This window comes from Sphingomonas sp. EC-HK361 (assembly GCF_902498785.1).
GTDB lineage: Bacteria > Pseudomonadota > Alphaproteobacteria > Sphingomonadales > Sphingomonadaceae > Sphingomonas.
Map to the genome: position 1 here is coordinate 389,296 of NZ_LR701494.1, position 17,762 is coordinate 407,057.

Sequence of the window (17,762 nt, forward strand, 5' to 3'; positions counted from 1 at the left end):
CAGGAGGTAGCATGCCCGGTCTCTGGTTCGAACAATTCACCGTCGGCCAGCGCTTCGTCCATGAAGTGCGGCGCACGGTCACCGATGCCGACAACATCCTGTTTTCCGCGCTGACCTACAATCCGGCGGCGATCCATATCGACCACGCCTATGCAGCGACGACGGAGTTCGGCCGGCCGCTGATGAACTCGCTTTTCACGCTCGGTCTCGTCATCGGGCTGAGCGTTCAGGATACGACCTTCGGCACGACGATCGCCAATCTGGGCATGGAGGATACCAGCTTTCCCAAGCCCGTATTCTCTGGCGACACGATCCGCGCGGAAACCGAGGTGAAGGCGATCCGCCCGTCCAAATCGCGCCCGGGCCAGGGCATCGTGACGTTCGAACATGTCGGCCTCAACCAGCGCGACGAGATCGTCCTGTGCACCACCCGCGCGGCGCTGATGATGGCGCGTCCGGACGCCTAACGCGGCAGCGTGACGGCTGGGATCGCGCGCCGGTGATCGATCACCGGGATGCGGCGGCGCACCTCCGCGACCCTCGCCGGATCGATCGTCGCGTAGCCGAGACCTGCACCTTCGCCCATGTCGAGCACGACCTCACCCCACGGATCGATGACGAGCGAATGGCCGTAGGTTGCGCGGCCGTCTTCATGGACGCCGGTCTGCGCCGCGGCGACCACCCAACACGCATTCTCGATCGCCCGCGCGCGCACCAGCACGTGCCAGTGCGCAACGCCGGTGGGACGGGTGAAGGCTGCGGGGACGCCGAGAACGCTCGCGCCCGCATCGGACAGCGCACCATAGAGCGCTGGAAAGCGCAGATCGTAGCAGATCGACAAGCCGAGCGCGCCGACCGGCGTATCGATCACCGACGCGCTCACCCCCGCGGCATAGGCGGCCGACTCGCGCCAGCTTTCCCCGGTCGGCAGATCGACGTCGAACAGGTGCAGCTTGTCGTAACGCGCCCGGATCGCGCCCTCATTATCGATGACGAAACCGCGATTGGCGAACCGCCCGTCGCTCCTTCGCACCGCGATCGAGCCGAGGTGGACCCAGATGCCTGCCCGCACCGCCGCCTCGCGCACCGCTGCGAGCACGGGATCATCGTCCTCCGCAACGATGTGCGCCGCGGCACGCGTGCGGTCCCGGTCAATGAGTCCGGACATTTCCGGGGTGAACAGCATTGCAGCGCCGTTCCGGGCGGCGTCGGCGACTGCGCCGGAAAGCACCACGGCATTGGCGGCAGGCGAAATGCCGCTCGTCATCTGGAGAAGCGCGATACGGGTCGGATCGATTGGCATGACCCGACGCTGCGCGCGAGGGCAGTGTGAAGTCAACCGCGGGCACATCGTCCTTGACGCACCCCGGAACCCCACGTAATGGCGCCGCTTCCGCGCAAGGACGGCCCCTTCGTCTAGCGGTTAGGACGCGGCCCTCTCACGGCTGAAACACGGGTTCGATTCCCGTAGGGGTCACCATGTTCTGATACCGCACGCTGCGGGTTGCCCTTGGCGACCATGGCGCTACTGCCCCCGCATGACTCATGACATCCAGATCGTCGGCGGCGGACTCGCCGGTTCGGAAGCGGCATGGCAGCTTGCCGAGGCCGGCTTTCGCGTCCGTCTGTCCGAAATGCGTGGCAGCGGGGATACGACACCGGCGCACCACACCGACGGTCTCGCCGAGCTCGTCTGTTCGAACAGCTTTCGCTCCGATGATGCGGAAAGTAACGCGGTCGGACTGATCCATGCGGAGATGCGCGCACTCGGCTCATTGATCCTGCGCGAGGCCGACATCCACAAGGTTCCGGCCGGCTCGGCGCTCGCCGTCGATCGCGACCGGTTTTCGGACGGTGTCACCGCGGCGCTTACCGCGCATCCCAACATCGAGATCGTGCGCGAGCGGGTGGACGCGTTGCCGCAGGGTCCGGCGATCATCGCGACCGGGCCGCTGACCGGCCCCGCGCTCGCCGAGGCGATCGGCACGGCGACGGGCAGCGACGCCCTCGCCTTTTTCGACGCGATCGCGCCGATCGTTCACCGCGACAGCATCGATTTCGACACCGCCTGGTTCCAGTCGCGCTGGAACAAGGTCGGGCCGGAAGGCGACGGCAAGGATTACATCAACTGCCCGATGTCGAAGGACGAGTATCTCGCCTTTCACGCTGGGCTGCTCGCGGGCGAGAAGACCGAATATCGCGAGTGGGAGAATGTGCCCTATTTCGAAGGCTGCATGCCGATCGAGGTGATGGCCGAGCGTGGCCTGGATACGCTCCGCTTCGGCCCGATGAAACCCGTCGGCCTCGACGATCCGCGCACCGGGCGCTGGCCGCATGCCGTCGTTCAGCTGCGCCAGGACAACGCCGCGGGCACGCTCTGGAACATCGTCGGCTTTCAGACCAAGCTGAAACATGCCGAACAGGTGCGCCTGTTCCGAACTATTCCCGGCCTGCAGAATGCGGAGTTCGCGCGGCTTGGCGGGCTGCACCGGAACACCTTCATCCGTTCGCCCGTGCTGCTCGATCCCGAACTGCGCCTGAAATCGCAGCCCAATATCCGCTTCGCCGGGCAGATCACGGGCTGCGAAGGCTATGTCGAAAGCGCCGCGATCGGCCTGCTTGCGGGGCGCTTTGCCGCAGCGCAGCTTGGCGGCAAGACGCTGGCCCTGCCCCCGGTCGAAACCGCGCTCGGCGCGCTGCTCGGGCATATCACCGGGGGTGCGGAGGCCGAGACCTATCAGCCGATGAACGTCAATTTCGGCCTTTTCCCGCCGATCGAGGGTCGCACGAAGAAGGCCGACCGCAAGAAGATGTATACCGCCCGCGCGCGTGACGCCTTCGCGCGCTGGCGCGAAGATCAGCTTTCGTCGCCCTGCCCGGCCTGAACCGGCGGGCACGGCGCGCGGCGGGCGGGCTTGCGCTTGACCGCGGTGGTGGCGAACTCGGCTGCGTTCATCGCGCCGGACCTGTCCGCATCGGCCGCCGCGAATTTCGCGGTCGCCTTCACCGCATATTCCTCGAACGACAGAACACCGTCGTGATTGGTGTCGAGCTTCGCATAGGCCTTCCGCCGTTGCGCCAGATATTCGTCGCGCGTGACGGCGCCGTTGCGATCCTTGTCGTAGCGATCGAAGCGCTTCTGCTCGCGCGTCCGCTCGGTCGCTTCGGGAACGGTCGCGGGCAGGCCATCGGCAGCGGCAGGCGCGTTCGTCGCTTGGGCCTGCATTGCGGGAAGCAGCGGCTGCGCATCGCTGCGCGACCGGCCGCCAATCAGCAGCCACGCCGCGATGGCGGCCAGCACCACCCCCGCCCCGCCCGCGATCCATCGCCACATGCCCTGTTCCCCCATTGCCCTTTGTCGCAAGACTAACGCGCTGGGACCGCCTGGCAATTCCCTATCGGCCGGTCAGCCTGTGGCGAAGCAGCCGGACGGTGCGCGGCAGCGACCCCGCTGGCGCACCGCCTGAAAGATCGATGCGCGCAGCCAGCGCCATGGCCGATAGCGGGCGAAGCGCGACCGGCCAGCGCCGTTCGGTGAGACGCGCGAGGTGCGCGCGCGCGGCATCGGCGCCCTGCCCTGTGCGCGCCGCAGCCTGCGCCAGCGCCCAGCCGCGGCCCGCTTCTGCCAAGCGATCGTCGGGTGCGCCGAATATCCGACTCGCAACCTCGAACAGCGCGGCGCCGCGATCTTGCGCATGTCCCTCCAGCGCCTGATCCGGCGCAGACTCGATCGCGAGCAATGCCTCCCAGCCATCGACGAGCTGCGCGAGCGAACGCCCGGTCACGCCGCGCGGCAGGAGGTCGGCATGCACCGCCCGCAAGGTCGGCTCCGCAGGCGGCGGGGCCGTATCGAGCGCGCACAGCGCATCGTGCCACCACGTCAGCCGCATCTGCCCGATCAAGGGATCGCGCGCCGCAGCGACGATCTCGCCGAGCCGGTCGTCGAGCGCGAGCAACGCCGCCAAGGCCGCACGGTCGGGCGCGCGCGCATAGCTCAGGATGATACGGCGTTCGATCGCCGAACCGGCTTCATCGGGGTGCATAGGCCGCGCCTGCAAAGGATCGCCGGCAGGGTCAAGCGCGGTCGGCGGACCTTGAGAATTTCTTAAGCCTGCCGCGTGTAAGTCCATTGCGGACCGTTTTGAATTGGACCCGCAAGCATGGCGTCGACGCCAAACAGACCATTGCGAAAGGCCGGGGCCACGGCGCGCCTTCGCGCGCTCGCGCGCGATCGCAGCGGCGCGACCGTCATCGAATTCGCGCTCGTCGCGGCACCCTTCGTCGCGCTTATCATGGCGGTGCTGCAAACATCGGTGGTCTTCTTCTCGCAGCAGGCGCTCGAAACCAGTGCCGAGCGAACTGCGCGCCAGCTGATGACGGGACAGGCCCAGACGAGCGGGACGACCCAATCCAGCTTCAAGACCACCGCATGCAACAATCTGCCGCGCTTCATGAAATGCGCAAATCTGATGATCGACGTCCAGAATGCCGATAACTTCTCTTCCGTCGACACGTCGATGCCTGCGCTGACCTACGACAGCAGCGGCAACGTCACCAACGCCTGGAAGTTCTCGCCCGGCGGCGCGGGTAGCATCGTCATCATGCGGACCATGTATCAACTGCCGGTGATATCCGGCCCGTTGGGATTCGACCTGTCGAACATGGGCTCGAACAGGCGCCTGCTGATCGCGACATCGGTGTTCAAGACCGAACCCTATGGGAGCACGGGCTCGTGATCGCGCGTGCGGCAAGGGCGCTGCGCGCCGCTCGCGCCTTCGTGCAGGACCGCCGCGCGGTCGGCGCGATCGAGTTCGCGATGACGGCGCCATTCCTGATCCTGCTCTATCTGGGCGGCTATCAGCTGATGGATGCGATCTCGGCCTACCGGAAGACGTCCATGACCGTGCGGACGATGGCGGACGTCACGACGCAGTTCACGAGCATGCAGGCAGCCGATGTCGACAACGTCATGGCGGCCGCGACATCGGTAATGACGCCTTATGCCGCCAGCAACGCGGTAACGCGCGTGTCAGAGATATGGATCAATCCCGGCACGCAGCCAAAGGTGAAGTGGAGTCGATCGAAGGGCGGCCAGCCGCTCAAGAACAGCGATCTCAACAATCTGATCCTCTTTCCCAACGGTGTTGTCCCAGCCGCGCTTCGTGTTCCCGACACATACCTCGTCTTTGCCGAGATCAGTTATTCCTACACGCCGATCGCGGGCGGCAAATTGATCGGGCCGATCACGTTCAAGGACCAGCTGTTCATGAATCCCCGCCGGTCCAACGATATCCCCTGTTCGGATTGCTGAGCATGACCAAACCAGCACTCATTCCATCGAAGTCGAAGGCCGAGCCGATGACGATCAAACGCTTTCTTTCCCGGTTGCGCAGCGATGCTTCTGGAAACGTTCTCATCATCTTCGGCTTCGCCGTCGTGCCGATGACGTTCGCCACGGCGATGGGCGTCGATTACGCCCATGCGGCACGGTTGCAGACCAAGATGAACTCGCTCGCAGACGCTGCAGCCCTTTCCGCCGTCACGCAGACGATGATGGACGAGGATGATGCGACCGCGACGACGACTGCGCGCAACATGTTCAACACGCAGGTCGCACTGCTCGACGGCGTGACCTACAACCCGGCCAATCTGACGATCACGATCACGCATCCCAACGGCACCGGATCGCGCACCGCCGTCGTTTCCTATAACGCGCTGTCCTTGAATTCCTTTTCCGGCGTGCTCGGTTCACCGACGATCGCGATCGGCGGCTCCTCGACCGCCAACAACATGGTCGCGCCGGATATCGACTTCTACATGGTGCTCGACAACTCGCCGTCGATGGCGATCGCCGCCACCCAGTCGGGTATCGATCTGATGGTTTCGAAGACCAGCGCCCAGGGCGGCTGCGCTTTCGGGTGCCACCATGTGTCGACGAGCAGCACCAGTGGCGACGCCAAGGGGAATCCCAAAGATCCGAGCACCGGCAAGACGATGGACAATTTCGCGCTGGCGCGAAGCCTCGGTGTGACGCTCCGGTCTGACCTCGTCGTCGAAGCGGCGGCGGATCTCACCGATACCGCTACCCAGACGGCTGCCAGCAACGGCGCGAATTACCGCATGTCGGTGGCGACCTTTGACGCTGCATACCAGCAGCTTCAATCGATGACCCCTGACCTTGCAAAGGTGAAGCAGGTCGCGTCCGCGATCACGATTCCGCCCATGTGGGCCAACAGCTACGCGCTCGCATCGGACGGCAAGTCAGGGGTCTATAACAACGACACATCGACCAGCTTTACCGCGATGACGAACGGAGTGACGTCGAATGCTTCGACGCCCGGAGGCGGAACGCGGGTGAATGGCGACAAGCCGCAGGGCGTCGTCTTCATCGTGACCGATGGTGTGCGGGACGAGGCGGTTGGCGGAAACGTCAACAACCGCTGGATCGGGCAGCTCGAACGGCCTTCATCGAAATTTCCGTATTCCCGGTCGCCCTACACGCTCGATCCGCAGGTCTGCGAGAACATCAAGAACAACCTAAAGCTGCGGATCGCAATCCTATACACGTCCTATCTGCCGCTACCGACGAACAGCTTCTACAACAGCAACGTGAAGCCGTTCCAATCGGAGATCGGCGACAACCTTTCGGCTTGCGCCTCTCCCGGCCTTTACACCGAAGTAAAAACGGACGGGGACATCTCGGGCGCGTTGGCGAAACTGTTTCAGGCCGCGGTGGCAACCGCTCGCCTGACCAAATAAACGAACGCCCGGCGACATATCTATGTCGCCGGGCGTTTCAAGGCTTCAAAGAACCTTCTTCACCACCGCGACGATCTTCGCGGCGCTGATCAGCGCCTGCTTCTCCAGATTCGCCGCATAGGGTAGCGGGACGTCCTCGTTGGTCACGCGCAGCACCGGCGCGTCGAGGTCGTCGAAGCCTTCTTCCATCACGATCGCGGTGATCTCGCTCGCGATCGAGCAGGTCGGCCAGCCTTCTTCCACCACGACGAGCCGGTTGGTCTTGGCGAGACTCTTGAGCACCGTCTTTTTGTCGAGTGGACGCAGCGTGCGCAGGTCGATGACTTCCGCTTCCACACCCTCGCCCGCCAGCGTCTCGGCGGCTTCCAGCGCCAGTCCGACGCCGATCGAGTAGCTGACTAGCGTCACGTCTTGCCCCTCGCGCATCACCCGCGCCTTGCCGATCGGCAGGACGTAATCGTCGAGCTTCGGCACATCGAACGAGCGGCCGTAGAGCAGCTCGTTCTCGAGGAAGACGACCGGGTCCTCGGTGCGGATCGCGGCCTTCATCAGGCCCTTGGCGTCGGCTGCATCGTACGGCGCAATAACGATGAGGCCGGGCACGCTTGCATACCAGGGCGCATAATTCTGCGAGTGCTGCGCGCCGACCCGGCTCGCCGCACCGTTGGGGCCGCGGAACACGATCGGGCAGCGCATCTGGCCGCCGGACATGTAGTTCGTCTTGGCGGCGGAGTTCACGATGTGGTCGATCGCCTGCATCGCGAAATTGAACGTCATGAACTCGACGATCGGACGAAGCCCGCCCATCGCCGCGCCGGTGCCGACGCCCGCAAAGCCATATTCGGTGATCGGCGTATCGATGACGCGCTGGTCGCCGAACTCGTCCAGCAACCCTTGCGTGACCTTGTAGGCGCCCTGATACTGCGCGACTTCCTCGCCCATCACGAACACGCGGTGGTCGGCGCGCATTTCCTCGGCCATCGCATCGCGCAGCGCTTCACGGACGGTGAGCTTCACCATCTCGGTGCCCTCGGGAATGGCCGGATCGCGGACCTCGGCGTCATGCTTCGCCGCCTCGAACATCTGGCGTGCGCCGGTCTCGACCTTTTCCTGCGCCGGGTGCGCCGAATCCTCGACCTTATCGGTCTTGGCCGGCTCAACAGCCTCGGCTTTGGCGGGAGCGGCAGGCGCTGTCGCTTCCTCACCCTCCTCGCCAAGCTGCGCGATGACGGTGCCGACCTTCACATTGTCGGAACCTTCGGCGACCAGGATCTTGAGGATCGTGCCCTCATCGACGGCCTCGAACTCCATCGTCGCCTTGTCCGTTTCGATCTCGGCCATGATATCGCCCGACTTCACCGTGTCGCCTTCCTTGACGAGCCACTTGGCGAGCGTGCCTTCCTCCATTGTGGGCGAAAGCGCCGGCATCTTGATGTCGATCGCCATCTCAATAGGTCTCCACAAGCACGTCGGTATAGAGTTCGCCCGCATCGGGCTCTGGGGTCTGCTCGGCGAAATCGGCCGCTTCGTTCACGATCTTGCGGATTTCCTGCTCGACCGTCTTCAGCGCATCTTCCTTCACGCCTTCGGCTTCGAGCAGCTTCTTAACGTGCTCGATCGGGTCGGACTTGTCGCGCACCGCCTGCACCTCGTCGCGGCTGCGATACTTGGCCGGATCGGACATCGAATGGCCGCGGTAGCGATAGGTCTTCATCTCGAGGATGACCGGCCCCTTGCCCGCACGCACCCAGGCGAGCGCCGTCTCGGCCGCGCCGCGGCAGGCGAGCACGTCCATGCCGTCCACCTGGATGCCGGGGATGCGGAAGCTCTCGCCGCGGCGATACAGCTGGTCCTCGGAGCTTGCGCGATTGACGCTGGTGCCCATCGCATACTGGTTGTTCTCGATGACGAAGATCACCGGCAGCTTCCACAGCTCCGCCATGTTGAACGCTTCATAGACCTGGCCCTGATTTGCCGCGCCGTCGCCAAAATAGGCCATGCATACGCCGCCGTCGCCGCTGTATTTGTGTTTGAAGGCAAGGCCAGCGCCGAGCGAGACCTGCGCACCGACGATGCCGTGGCCGCCGTAGAACTTATGCTCGGTCGAGAACATGTGCATCGACCCGCCCTTGCCCTTCGAGATACCGGCGGCGCGCCCGGTCAGCTCGGCCATGATGACCTTGGGGTCGATGCCGTAGGCGAGCATGTGGCCATGGTCGCGATACCCGGTGATCACCGAATCCTTGTCGCCGTCGAGCGCCGACTGAAGGCCGACCGCGACCGCTTCCTGGCCGATATACAGATGGCAGAAGCCACCGATGAAGCCGAGACCATAGAGCTGTCCCGCCTTTTCCTCGAAACGCCGGATCAGCAGCATTTCCTTGTAGAACTGCAGCAGCTCGTCCTTCGACGCCTTGTAGGGCTGCGGTTCGGCTGGGCGCTCGCGATTGGGGATCGGCGGTTCGGCGCCAGTCGGTGTGGATGTCGGCGCGGTCGCTCGGGGGGCTTTGGCCACGATTGGAAAAACCTCGGTTCCGTAGGGGAGAGCGCGCCTATAGCGCCGCTTTTGCGCCAACTGCAATTCCTTGGAAGGGCGAAGCCGTGCGCAGCCTTGCCCTTGCAAGACGCGCAGGCCTAAAGCCGATGGCGATGGACCGCCCGCTACACCCCTTACGCATCGCGAATTTCCGCGCTTACTGGATCTCCCGCTTCCTCGGCACCATCGCAATCAGCGCGCAGGGGATCATCATCGGCTGGCAGGTTTACGGCATCGCGCGCCAGACGATGGATATCCGGGAGGCCGCCTTTCTTCTCGGCATGATAGGCTTTGTCCAGTTCGTGCCGCTGTTCCTGCTGACCCCCGTCGTGGGGCTCGCGGCCGATACGTTCGACCGGCGCTGGATCGTGCGCTGCACGATGGCACTGCTGACGCTGAACGCGGCGATGCTCAGCGTTCTCACCTATCTGGGCGACCTGTCGCTGCCATTCCTGTTCCTCGCCGCGGCGTTCGTTGGCGTCGCGCGCGCCTTTTCGGGGCCGGCCTATTCCGCGCTCGCGCCCAACCTCGTGCCGCGCGAGAGCCTGCCGACGGCGATCGCGGTCAGCTCGATCGCGTGGCAGACGGGGACGATCGCGGGCCCCAGCGTCGGCGGCGTGCTCTACGCCATCCACCCCGACATCGCCTATGCGACGATCGCGGTGCTGTTCGTCGTCGCGCTGGGCGGCATCTTCTTCATCGGCAAGGTGCCCCAGCCGCCCGCGCAGAAGGATCGCCACCCCCTCCACCGGATCATCGACGGCTTCGCCTATGTGCGCAACAACCGGCTGGTGCTGGCGGCGATCACGCTCGATCTCTTTGTCGTGCTGCTGGCAGGCGCGGTTGCGCTGCTGCCGGTCTATGCGCGCGATATCCTCCATGTCGGCGCGAGCGGGCTGGGGCTGCTGGCGGCCGGCATGGGGATCGGTGCGGCGGCGGGATCGATCTGGTTTTCCTTCCGCCCCATGAAGGCGAATGTCGGCGTGAAAATGCTCATCGCGGTGCTCATCTTCGCCGCCGCGATCCTGACCTTCGGTATCTCGACCTGGTTCCCGCTGAGCCTCGCCGCGCTCGTCGTCGCGGGCGCCGCCGACATGGTCTCGGTCTACGTCCGGCAATCGCTGATCCAGCTCCACACCCCCGACGAGATGCGCGGCCGCGTCGGCGCCGTGTCCCAGCTCACGATTTCGGCGTCGAACGAACTCGGCGAGGCGGAAACCGGCTTCATGGCGTCGCTGCTCGGCCCTGTCGGCGCGGTTACGTTCGGCGGGGTCGCCGCAATCGTCGTGACGCTCATGTGGTCGCGGCTGTTTCCCGAGCTGAGGCTTGCAAAGACATTCGACCCGCCCGAAATCCTCGATACACCCCCGCAACACGGAGTGACCCAATCATGAAGGCGAACACGATCCTCGAGACGATCGGCAACACGCCGCATATCCGTCTCCAGAAGCTGTTTCCCGGATCCGAAGTGTGGATCAAGTCCGAGCGGTCCAACCCCGGCGGATCGATCAAGGACCGCATCGCGCTCGCGATGATCGAGGCGGCGGAGCGCGACGGGCACCTGAAACCGGGCGGCACGATCATCGAGCCGACGAGCGGCAACACGGGCGTCGGGCTGGCGATGGTCGCCGCGGTCAAGGGTTACAAGCTGATCCTGGTGATGCCCGAATCGATGTCGCTTGAGCGGCGCCGGCTGATGCTGGCCTACGGTGCGACGTTCGACCTGACACCGCGCGAGAAGGGCATGAAAGGCGCGATCGAGCGCGCGCTCGAGCTCGTCGACCAGACGCCCAATAGCTGGATGCCGCAGCAGTTCGAAAATCCCGCCAATATCGACGTTCACGCGCGCACGACGGCGCAGGAAATCCTGAACGATTTCCGTGATTCGCCGATCGACGTCATCATCACCGGGGTCGGCACCGGCGGGCACATCACCGGCGTGGCCGAGGTTCTGAAGAAGGAATGGCCGGACCTGAAGGTCTTCGCCGTCGAGCCCACGCTGTCCCCGGTGATCTCCGGCGGTCAGCCCGGGCCGCATCCGATCCAGGGGCTTGCCGCGGGCTTCATCCCGGCGAACCTCCACACCCGCGCGCTGGACGGCGTGATTCAGGTCGACGCCGATATCGCCAAGGACATGGCGCGTCGCTCGGCGAGCGAGGAGGGCATCTTCGTCGGCATCTCGTCGGGCGCGACGCTTGCCGCGATTCTCCAGAAGCTGCCCGATCTGCCGGAGGGCGTGCGCGTCCTCGGCTTCAACTACGACACCGGCGAGCGCTATCTGTCGGTGCCGGATTTCCTGCCGGAGTCATAGGTCGGCTACGGTGTTCGCGATGTGCTCCCGCGAAGGGGCACCCCACAAAGTATTACTTTGCGGGGACCCCGAAGGCGGAAGCCCAGGCTGGGTCCCCGCCTTCGCGGGGACCCATTCGGCCGGCAGCGCTGTTTTATGAGTTTCCGCACTCTCCAAATTGCATCCGTGGTGATCGCCGTGGGAGCCATCACGCTGCCGACGCTTGTGGTGCTGCATCCGCCGCACATCCCCATCCGCGTCGCCGCCAAGGTCAAGCGACCCCAGCGCGTGGCCCCCGCCACCGTCGTTCCCGACGTCGAACCCGTGGAAATCCAGGACTTGGCGCCCGAGGATGCCAAGGCGTTCAACGCCAGCATCCCGTTCGTCAGCGGCCCGAACCCGGCCGCCCGCGCCTACCATTTCGCCGGCAGCACCGATAACCTAGCGCGCGCCACCGACTGCCTCGCCGCGGCCGCCTATTACGAAGCGGGCGACGACGCGGTCGGGGAGCGCGCCGTTGCGCAGGTCGTCCTCAACCGCCTGCGTCACCCGGCATTTCCCAAGACCGTGTGCGGCGTCGTCTTCCAAGGATCGGAGCGATCGACCGGCTGCCAGTTCACCTTTACCTGCGACGGCGCGATGTCGCGCACCCCATCCGACACCGCGTGGCGCCGCGCGCGACAGGTTGCGAGCGCGGCGCTCGCCGGCTCGGTCTACAAACCCGTCGGCTATGCCACCCATTATCATACCGATTGGGTCGTGCCGTATTGGCAATCGAGCCTCGACAAGCTCGTCGAGGTCCACACGCACCTCTTCTTCCGCTGGACCGGCTGGTGGGGGACGCCGCCTGCGTTCAACCGGCATCCCAGCGGGGTCGAGCCCGCCATCGCGAAGCTCGCGATGCTCTCTCCCGAGCATCGCACCGGCGTCGCGCTGGGTGAGGCCGATGCCGCGATCGTCGAGGCGACGCCTTATACCGGCGGCGCGCCACTACCGCTCGCCAGCGAGCCAGGGACCTTTCTCACCAACCTGCCGACCACGCGCGCCGGTGAATTTCCCGCCCTCGCCAGGCAGGCGTGCGGGGACCTCGCGCAGTGCAAGGTGCTGGGCTGGACGGATCTCCGCCAAAAGGCCGCAGCGCTGCCGATGACGCCCGAACAGATGAACGCGATGTCGTTCAGCTACCTGCGCGATCGAAGCGCGGGGCTCGAGCGGATGCTGTGGAATTGCGCGGAGTTTCAGCGCCCTACGGCGCAGTGCATGAAGCGGCAGGTGCTTCGCCTGCCCCCCGTGGTTGTCCCGCCGCAAAACGGTGCGGTTGCGCCGCCAGCGGTCGTTCCGACGCGCGGAGTCGGCGACCTCTCGGGTGTCCGCCGCAAGCCCGCCGGACCGCCGGCGCCGATCGCGACGCCGACTGACCAGTCAGGCCCGGTCACGCAGCCATGAACATCTCGGGCGGTAGCGCCATGATGGCGTCCGCCCCGCCTTCGATCTTGCGGCGCAGCGCGCCCGTGTCGGGCATGACGCGTTCAGCGAAATAGCGCGCGGTGACAAGCTTGGCGTCGAGGAATACCGCGTCGCCCTCGCCCGCCGCCTTCAACGCCGCCGCCGCAGTCGCCATCCGCAGCCACATCAGCCCGGTCGCGACGATGCCAAGCAGGTGCATATAGCTGTAGGCGCCGGCGCCGACATTGTTCGGGTTCTGCATGCCGTTCGCCATGAACCACATGGTTGCGCCCTGAAGGTCGCCCAGCGCCTTCTCGAGCCGACCGGCGAACTCGGCAACGGCGTCATTTCCCTTCGCTGCAGCGATCTCGTCGCCAACCAGCTTGAAGAACGCCTGCACCGCGCGGCCGCCATTCTGCGCCAGCTTGCGCCCGACAAGATCCATCGCCTGCACCCCGTTGGTGCCTTCGTAGATCATCGCGATCCGCGCATCGCGGACATATTGCTCCATCCCCCATTCGGCGATGTAGCCGTGTCCGCCGTAGACCTGCTGGGCGTTGGTCGCGATCTCATAGCCCTTGTCGGTGCCGACACCCTTGATGACCGGGGTCAGCAGCCCGATCAGGTCGGCCGCGAGCTGCCGCTCGCCCTCGTCTGCGGCGGCATGTTCCAGATCGACCTGCAACGCACCCCACAGGCACAGCGCGCGCAGGCCCTCGGTCCATGCTTTGGCGTCCATCAGCATCCGCCGCACATCGGGATGGACGAACAGCGTGTCGGCCTTCTCGCCCGGCTCGGCCGGACCGGTCAGCGCGCGACCCTGCCGGCGATCCTGCGCATAGTGCACCGCATTCTGATACGCCGTCTCGCCGACCGCGAGGCCCTGCAGCCCGACACCGAGCCGCGCCGCATTCATCATGATGAACATCGCGGCCAGGCCCTTCATTTCCTTGCCGACCAGCCAGCCGGTCGCGCCGTCATAATTCATCACGCAGGTCGAATTGGCGTGGATGCCCATCTTGTGCTCGATCGAACCGCACGACACGCCGTTGCGCGCGCCCAGCGAGCCGTCTTCGTTCACCAAGATTTTCGGCACAACGAAGAGCGAAATGCCCTTCGAGCTGTCTGGCGCGCCCGGCGTCTTGGCAAGGACGAGGTGGATGATGTTCTCGGTCAGGTCATGCTCGCCCGCCGAGATGAAGATCTTGGTGCCGGTGATCGCGTAGGAGCCGTCCGCCTGCGGCTCCGCCTTCGTCTTGATGAGCCCCAGATCGGTGCCGCACTGCGGCTCGGTCAGGTTCATCGTCCCGCCCCACGCACCAGAGATCATGTTCGGGAGATACTTCGCCTGCTGTTCCGGACTCCCCTTCACCAGCAGTGCCGCGATCGCGCCGTGCGCGAGTCCCGGATACATCGCGAACGCCATGTTGGCGGAGATCATATACTCCTGGAACGCAGTGGAGACGACGTGCGGCATCCCCTGCCCGCCAAACGCCTCTGGCGCGCTCAGCGTCCCCCATCCGGACTCGACGAACTTGGCGTAAGCCTCCTTGAACCCCGCGGGCGTGGTCACCGACCCGTCGGCGTTGCGCGTGCATCCTTCCTGATCGCCCGACAGGTTCAGCGGAAACAAAACCTCGGCCACGAAGCGCCCGCCTTCCTCCAGCACCGCATCGACGACGTCGGGTGTCGCGGCGGCGAACCCTTCGACGTTCGCATGATTCTGCAGGCCGACGACATGGTCGAGAACGAAGCGCGTATCGCGAACGGGGGGCGTGAATTGCGGCATGTCAGGCGTCCTTGGGATGCGGATTGGTGTCGAGCAGCGCGACGAAATCGTCGAGTTCGGCAATGGCGGCGTCGATGTCGCGCTTCTGCGCTTCGAGCAGCGCGATCCGCTGGCGGCAGCGATCGATGGTGACCGCGCGCTGCGTGTTGCGCCCATCGCCGACATCGTAGAGGTCGATCATCTCGCGGATTTCGCCGAGCGAGAAGCCCACCCGCTTGCCGCGCAAGATCCACGCCAGCCGGGCGCGGTCGCGGTGCGAATAAATGCGCGCCGTCCCGCGCCTTTCGGGCGAGATCAGCCCCTCGTCCTCGTAGAAACGCAGCGCCCGCGGCGTCACGTCGAACTCGGCGGAGAGATCGGAAATGGAAAAGGATTCGCGGTCGCGACGCGGCTCGATCGCGGCATAGGCGGCAACGGTCGACATGGCTGCCGACTAACTCGCCTTTACGTGAACGTCAAGACGCGCAAGGCATCCCGCCGCGCGGATCGCGCATCGTGCGCGCTTCCGACATGCTCGCGCCGAGACGCGGCACGGTGAGAGCGGCGAGCGTGACGCGGCCGGTGCAGGACCGGTCGCAACTTCGCGGCAAGTTCGTTGGAAAGACAATTCTATCGCCTTCGAACCTCGCGGTGAAGCGGCAGCCAGCGCCAAACTCGACCTGCATCTGCGCGCCATCGACACGCGCCGTTCCGACGGCGCCGCAGCCTTGCGAATTGCCGTAATCGATGACCGCACCGATCCTGAAATCGGTCTTTGCAGGAACAATGCAGACCCGGTCGGTATCGGCGACATAGAGCCCGGTCGGGTCGCCGATCGGCGCGATCAGCCCCGCCTTCGCGGCGGCGCGCTCCAGTCTCTCGCCGGAATCCCGCGTCTGCGCCGGGGGCGCCGGCTTCGCCGCGCCGCACCCGGCGAGCAGCAGTAGCATGATCGCGGCAACCGCGCCTCTCAAGTCAGCGGCTCCAGCCCGTCCTCGCCGATCCGCCGGAAGAAGCAGCTCTCCGCCCCGGTATGGCACGCCGGCCCGGCCGGCTCGACGATCAGCCACACCGCATCCTGATCGCAGTCGATCCGCATCTCGACGACCCGCATCACATTGCCGGAGGTTTCGCCCTTCTTCCACAATCGCCCTCGACTGCGCGAAAAGAACGTCGCCTCGCCGGTGGCCCGCGTCGCGGCGAAAGCCTCGGCATTCATGTGCGCGACCATCAGCAGCGCGCCTGTTGCGGCATCGGTAACGACGGCGGTGAGGATCCCGGCCGCGTCGAATTTCGGATTGAGCGTCAGGCCGGTGTCGCGATCGTCGGGCATGACGCCTGCTACCGCGTTACGCCGCGGCCTGCCAGATGCTCGCCTATCTCCACCCCCATGCTGCGCTCGAAACCGAAATATGTGACACCGCCGTGTCACGGGGCGCGACAAACCCGGATCGCCACCCTATATGGCGGGCGCCATCATAGACGGACCGTCATGCTGACCACGCACCCCTACGACGACGACAAGCTGCGCGAGGAGTGCGGCATCTTCGGTGTTTCCGGCACCGACAGCGCCGCCGCCCTCGTCGCGCTTGGCCTCCATGCGCTCCAGCACCGCGGACAGGAAGCGGCCGGGATCACCAGCTTCGACGGCGAATCCTTCCACACCCACCGGGCAATGGGCCATGTCGCGGGCAATTTCGACCGCGACGAGATCATCCGCGCGCTGCCGGGCGAGGTCGCGGCAGGCCATGTCCGCTATTCGACAACTGGCGAGACGGCGCTGCGCAACGTGCAGCCGCTCTACGCCGAACTTTCGACCGGCGGATTTGCGGTGGCGCATAACGGCAACATCTCGAACGCGATGCGGCTGCGCAAGGAACTCGTGCGCCGCGGCTCGATCTTCCAGTCGACCAGCGATACCGAGACGATCATCCATCTCGTCGCGACGAGCAAATACCGCACGCTGCTGGATCGCTTCATCGACGCGCTGAAGCAGGTCGAAGGCGCCTATTCGCTGATCGTGATGACGCCGGAAGGCATGATCGCCTGCCGCGATCCGCTCGGCATTCGTCCACTCGTCATGGGCAAGCTGGGCGATGCGGTGATCTTCGCGTCCGAGACCGTAGCGCTGGACGTTGTCGGCGCAACGTTCGAGCGTGCGGTCGATCCTGGTGAGCTGGTCATCGTCCAGAACGGCGAAATCCGCTCGATCCGTCCCTTCGCCGAGCAGCCGGCGCGACCGTGCATCTTCGAATGGGTGTATTTCTCGCGTCCCGATTCGATCGTCGACGATCACTCGGTGTATTCGGTGCGCAAGGCGATCGGCGCGCAACTGGCGATCGAGGCGCCGGTAGAGGCCGATCTGGTCATCCCCGTGCCTGATTCGGGGGTGCCTGCGGCCATCGGCTACGCACAGGAAAGCGGCATCCCGTTCGAGCTCGGCATCATCCGCTCGCATTATGTCGGGCGCACCTTCATCCAGCCGGGCGACAAGGTCCGCCATCTCGGCGTGAAGCTGAAGCACAACGCGAACCGCGCGCTCATCCAGGGCAAGCGGGTTGTCCTCATCGACGATTCGATCGTTCGCGGCACCACCAGCCTGAAGATCGTGCAGATGATGCGTGAAGCCGGCGCGGCGGAGGTGCATATGCGAATCGCCTCGCCGCCGACGCGGCACAGCTGCTTCTACGGGGTCGACACGCCCGAGCGCGCGAAGCTGCTCGCGGCCAAGCTCGACCTCGGCGGGATGACCGATTTCATCCACGCGGACAGCCTGTCGTTCGTGTCGATCGACGGCCTCTACAAGGCGCTTGGCGAGGCCAAGCGGGCGGATGTTTCGCCGCGATATTGCGACGCCTGCTTCACGGGCGACTATCCGACCACGCTGACCGACCACGACGAAATCGCCGACGTCGATCAGTTTGCGATGCTCGCCGAGCGCGTCGCCTGACCCCTAAGATCCG

At 65.4% G+C, this 17,762-nt stretch carries 18 protein-coding genes and 1 tRNA gene; 10 read left to right on the forward strand and 9 right to left on the reverse strand.

Annotated features, from left to right (window positions below; translation table 11 throughout):
* The first annotated feature begins 11 nt into the window (after positions 1–11).
* Complete coding sequence (locus BOS5A_RS09050) at positions 12–467, forward strand: MaoC family dehydratase (RefSeq protein ID WP_151954883.1); 456 nt, start codon at positions 12–14, stop codon at positions 465–467.
* Here BOS5A_RS09050 and BOS5A_RS09055 read toward each other — a convergent pair.
* Complete coding sequence (locus BOS5A_RS09055) at positions 464–1,303, reverse strand: carbon-nitrogen hydrolase family protein (protein WP_151954884.1); 840 nt, start codon at positions 1,301–1,303, stop codon at positions 464–466. The genes BOS5A_RS09050 and BOS5A_RS09055 overlap by 4 nt on opposite strands.
* Positions 1,304–1,405: 102 nt before the next feature.
* On the opposite strand from BOS5A_RS09055, the gene BOS5A_RS09060 reads away from it, so the two are divergent.
* Together BOS5A_RS09060 and trmFO are read left to right on the forward strand one after the other, a co-directional pair.
* Positions 1,406–1,480, forward strand: a tRNA-Glu gene (locus BOS5A_RS09060).
* Positions 1,481–1,538: 58 nt separating this feature from the next.
* Positions 1,539–2,885: a methylenetetrahydrofolate--tRNA-(uracil(54)-C(5))-methyltransferase (FADH(2)-oxidizing) TrmFO gene (trmFO, locus tag BOS5A_RS09065; protein ID WP_151954885.1), complete on the forward strand. Its 1,347-nt coding sequence runs from the start codon at positions 1,539–1,541 to the stop codon at positions 2,883–2,885.
* Here the strand turns inward: trmFO and BOS5A_RS09070 are convergent.
* Together BOS5A_RS09070 and BOS5A_RS09075 are read right to left on the reverse strand one after the other, a co-directional pair.
* Positions 2,858–3,334, reverse strand: coding sequence for an EF-hand domain-containing protein (locus tag BOS5A_RS09070; RefSeq protein ID WP_151954886.1), 477 nt, complete (start codon positions 3,332–3,334; stop codon positions 2,858–2,860). The two genes, trmFO and BOS5A_RS09070, sit on opposite strands and share 28 nt — an antisense overlap.
* A gap of 61 nt (positions 3,335–3,395) precedes the next feature.
* Entirely contained in the window at positions 3,396–4,043 is a 648-nt protein-coding gene (locus tag BOS5A_RS09075; protein WP_151954887.1) for a squalene/phytoene synthase family protein, read from the reverse strand.
* 117 nt (positions 4,044–4,160) lie between these two features.
* Between BOS5A_RS09075 and BOS5A_RS09080 the strand changes: the two genes are divergently transcribed.
* Genes BOS5A_RS09080 through BOS5A_RS09090 form a run of 3 tightly spaced genes read left to right on the forward strand, consistent with a single transcriptional unit; the run spans position 4,161 to position 6,759 of the window.
* The gene (locus BOS5A_RS09080; protein ID WP_151954888.1) at positions 4,161–4,736 is read left to right on the forward strand and encodes a TadE/TadG family type IV pilus assembly protein; all 576 of its coding nucleotides are present in this window, start codon (positions 4,161–4,163) and stop codon (positions 4,734–4,736) included.
* Entirely contained in the window at positions 4,733–5,311 is a 579-nt protein-coding gene (locus tag BOS5A_RS09085) for a TadE/TadG family type IV pilus assembly protein (protein ID WP_199857317.1), read from the forward strand. The genes BOS5A_RS09080 and BOS5A_RS09085 overlap by 4 nt, the downstream gene beginning before the upstream one ends.
* Positions 5,312–5,313: 2 nt before the next feature.
* Complete coding sequence (locus BOS5A_RS09090; protein WP_199857318.1) at positions 5,314–6,759, forward strand: TadE/TadG family type IV pilus assembly protein; 1,446 nt, start codon at positions 5,314–5,316, stop codon at positions 6,757–6,759.
* A 45-nt stretch (positions 6,760–6,804) separates the two neighbouring features.
* Here the strand turns inward: BOS5A_RS09090 and BOS5A_RS09095 are convergent, their stop codons facing one another.
* A complete protein-coding gene (locus tag BOS5A_RS09095; protein WP_151954890.1) occupies positions 6,805–8,205 on the reverse strand; it encodes a pyruvate dehydrogenase complex E1 component subunit beta in 1,401 nt (466 codons plus the stop codon).
* Between the two features lies 1 nt (position 8,206).
* Positions 8,207–9,274, reverse strand: coding sequence for a pyruvate dehydrogenase (acetyl-transferring) E1 component subunit alpha (gene pdhA / locus BOS5A_RS09100; protein WP_442800512.1), 1,068 nt, complete (start codon positions 9,272–9,274; stop codon positions 8,207–8,209).
* Positions 9,275–9,408: 134 nt separating this feature from the next.
* Here pdhA and BOS5A_RS09105 point away from each other — a divergent pair, with 134 nt between their 5' ends.
* The 3 genes from BOS5A_RS09105 (at position 9,409) to BOS5A_RS09115 (ending at position 13,031) form a co-directional block, all read left to right on the forward strand.
* Positions 9,409–10,689, forward strand: a complete 1,281-nt coding sequence (locus BOS5A_RS09105) for an MFS transporter (protein WP_151954891.1) — start codon at positions 9,409–9,411, stop codon at positions 10,687–10,689.
* The gene (gene cysK / locus BOS5A_RS09110) at positions 10,686–11,606 is read left to right on the forward strand and encodes a cysteine synthase A (protein WP_151954892.1); all 921 of its coding nucleotides are present in this window, start codon (positions 10,686–10,688) and stop codon (positions 11,604–11,606) included. The genes BOS5A_RS09105 and cysK overlap by 4 nt, the downstream gene beginning before the upstream one ends.
* A 135-nt stretch (positions 11,607–11,741) precedes the next feature.
* A complete protein-coding gene (locus BOS5A_RS09115) occupies positions 11,742–13,031 on the forward strand; it encodes a cell wall hydrolase (protein ID WP_151954893.1) in 1,290 nt (429 codons plus the stop codon).
* Here the strand turns inward: BOS5A_RS09115 and BOS5A_RS09120 are convergent.
* The 4 genes from BOS5A_RS09120 to hisI are packed head-to-tail and all read right to left on the reverse strand — an operon-like array spanning position 13,018 to position 16,132.
* The gene (locus BOS5A_RS09120) at positions 13,018–14,820 is read right to left on the reverse strand and encodes an acyl-CoA dehydrogenase C-terminal domain-containing protein (protein WP_151954894.1); all 1,803 of its coding nucleotides are present in this window, start codon (positions 14,818–14,820) and stop codon (positions 13,018–13,020) included. The genes BOS5A_RS09115 and BOS5A_RS09120 overlap by 14 nt on opposite strands.
* 1 nt (position 14,821) lies before the next feature.
* Entirely contained in the window at positions 14,822–15,244 is a 423-nt protein-coding gene (locus tag BOS5A_RS09125) for a MerR family transcriptional regulator (protein ID WP_151954895.1), read from the reverse strand.
* 31 nt (positions 15,245–15,275) lie between these two features.
* Positions 15,276–15,773, reverse strand: coding sequence for a hypothetical protein (locus BOS5A_RS09130; RefSeq protein ID WP_234419284.1), 498 nt, complete (start codon positions 15,771–15,773; stop codon positions 15,276–15,278).
* Positions 15,770–16,132: a phosphoribosyl-AMP cyclohydrolase gene (gene hisI, locus BOS5A_RS09135; protein ID WP_151954896.1), complete on the reverse strand. Its 363-nt coding sequence runs from the start codon at positions 16,130–16,132 to the stop codon at positions 15,770–15,772. Before hisI ends, BOS5A_RS09130 begins: the two co-directional genes overlap by 4 nt.
* Positions 16,133–16,291: 159 nt before the next feature.
* Here hisI and purF point away from each other — a divergent pair, with 159 nt between their 5' ends.
* Positions 16,292–17,749: an amidophosphoribosyltransferase gene (gene purF / locus BOS5A_RS09140; protein ID WP_151954897.1), complete on the forward strand. Its 1,458-nt coding sequence runs from the start codon at positions 16,292–16,294 to the stop codon at positions 17,747–17,749.
* Positions 17,750–17,762 lie beyond the last annotated feature (13 nt).

Excerpts from the sequence above, each read along its gene's own strand:
- BOS5A_RS09125 (WP_151954895.1), bottom strand. The coding sequence starts at position 15,244 with ATGTCGACCGTTGCCGCCTATGCCGCGATCGAGCCGCGTCGCGACCGC.
- BOS5A_RS09105 (WP_151954891.1), top strand. The coding sequence starts at position 9,409 with ATGGACCGCCCGCTACACCCCTTACGCATCGCGAATTTCCGCGCTTAC.
- BOS5A_RS09080 (WP_151954888.1), top strand. The coding sequence starts at position 4,161 with ATGGCGTCGACGCCAAACAGACCATTGCGAAAGGCCGGGGCCACGGCG.
- BOS5A_RS09090 (WP_199857318.1), top strand. The coding sequence starts at position 5,314 with ATGACCAAACCAGCACTCATTCCATCGAAGTCGAAGGCCGAGCCGATG.
- BOS5A_RS09050 (WP_151954883.1), top strand. The coding sequence starts at position 12 with ATGCCCGGTCTCTGGTTCGAACAATTCACCGTCGGCCAGCGCTTCGTC.
- purF (WP_151954897.1), top strand. The coding sequence starts at position 16,292 with ATGCTGACCACGCACCCCTACGACGACGACAAGCTGCGCGAGGAGTGC.
- BOS5A_RS09095 (WP_151954890.1), bottom strand. The coding sequence starts at position 8,205 with ATGGCGATCGACATCAAGATGCCGGCGCTTTCGCCCACAATGGAGGAA.
- BOS5A_RS09120 (WP_151954894.1), bottom strand. The coding sequence starts at position 14,820 with ATGCCGCAATTCACGCCCCCCGTTCGCGATACGCGCTTCGTTCTCGAC.
- BOS5A_RS09075 (WP_151954887.1), bottom strand. The coding sequence starts at position 4,043 with ATGCACCCCGATGAAGCCGGTTCGGCGATCGAACGCCGTATCATCCTG.
- trmFO (WP_151954885.1), top strand. The coding sequence starts at position 1,539 with ATGACTCATGACATCCAGATCGTCGGCGGCGGACTCGCCGGTTCGGAA.
- BOS5A_RS09115 (WP_151954893.1), top strand. The coding sequence starts at position 11,742 with ATGAGTTTCCGCACTCTCCAAATTGCATCCGTGGTGATCGCCGTGGGA.
- BOS5A_RS09070 (WP_151954886.1), bottom strand. The coding sequence starts at position 3,334 with ATGTGGCGATGGATCGCGGGCGGGGCGGGGGTGGTGCTGGCCGCCATC.
- hisI (WP_151954896.1), bottom strand. The coding sequence starts at position 16,132 with ATGCCCGACGATCGCGACACCGGCCTGACGCTCAATCCGAAATTCGAC.
- BOS5A_RS09055 (WP_151954884.1), bottom strand. The coding sequence starts at position 1,303 with ATGCCAATCGATCCGACCCGTATCGCGCTTCTCCAGATGACGAGCGGC.
- cysK (WP_151954892.1), top strand. The coding sequence starts at position 10,686 with ATGAAGGCGAACACGATCCTCGAGACGATCGGCAACACGCCGCATATC.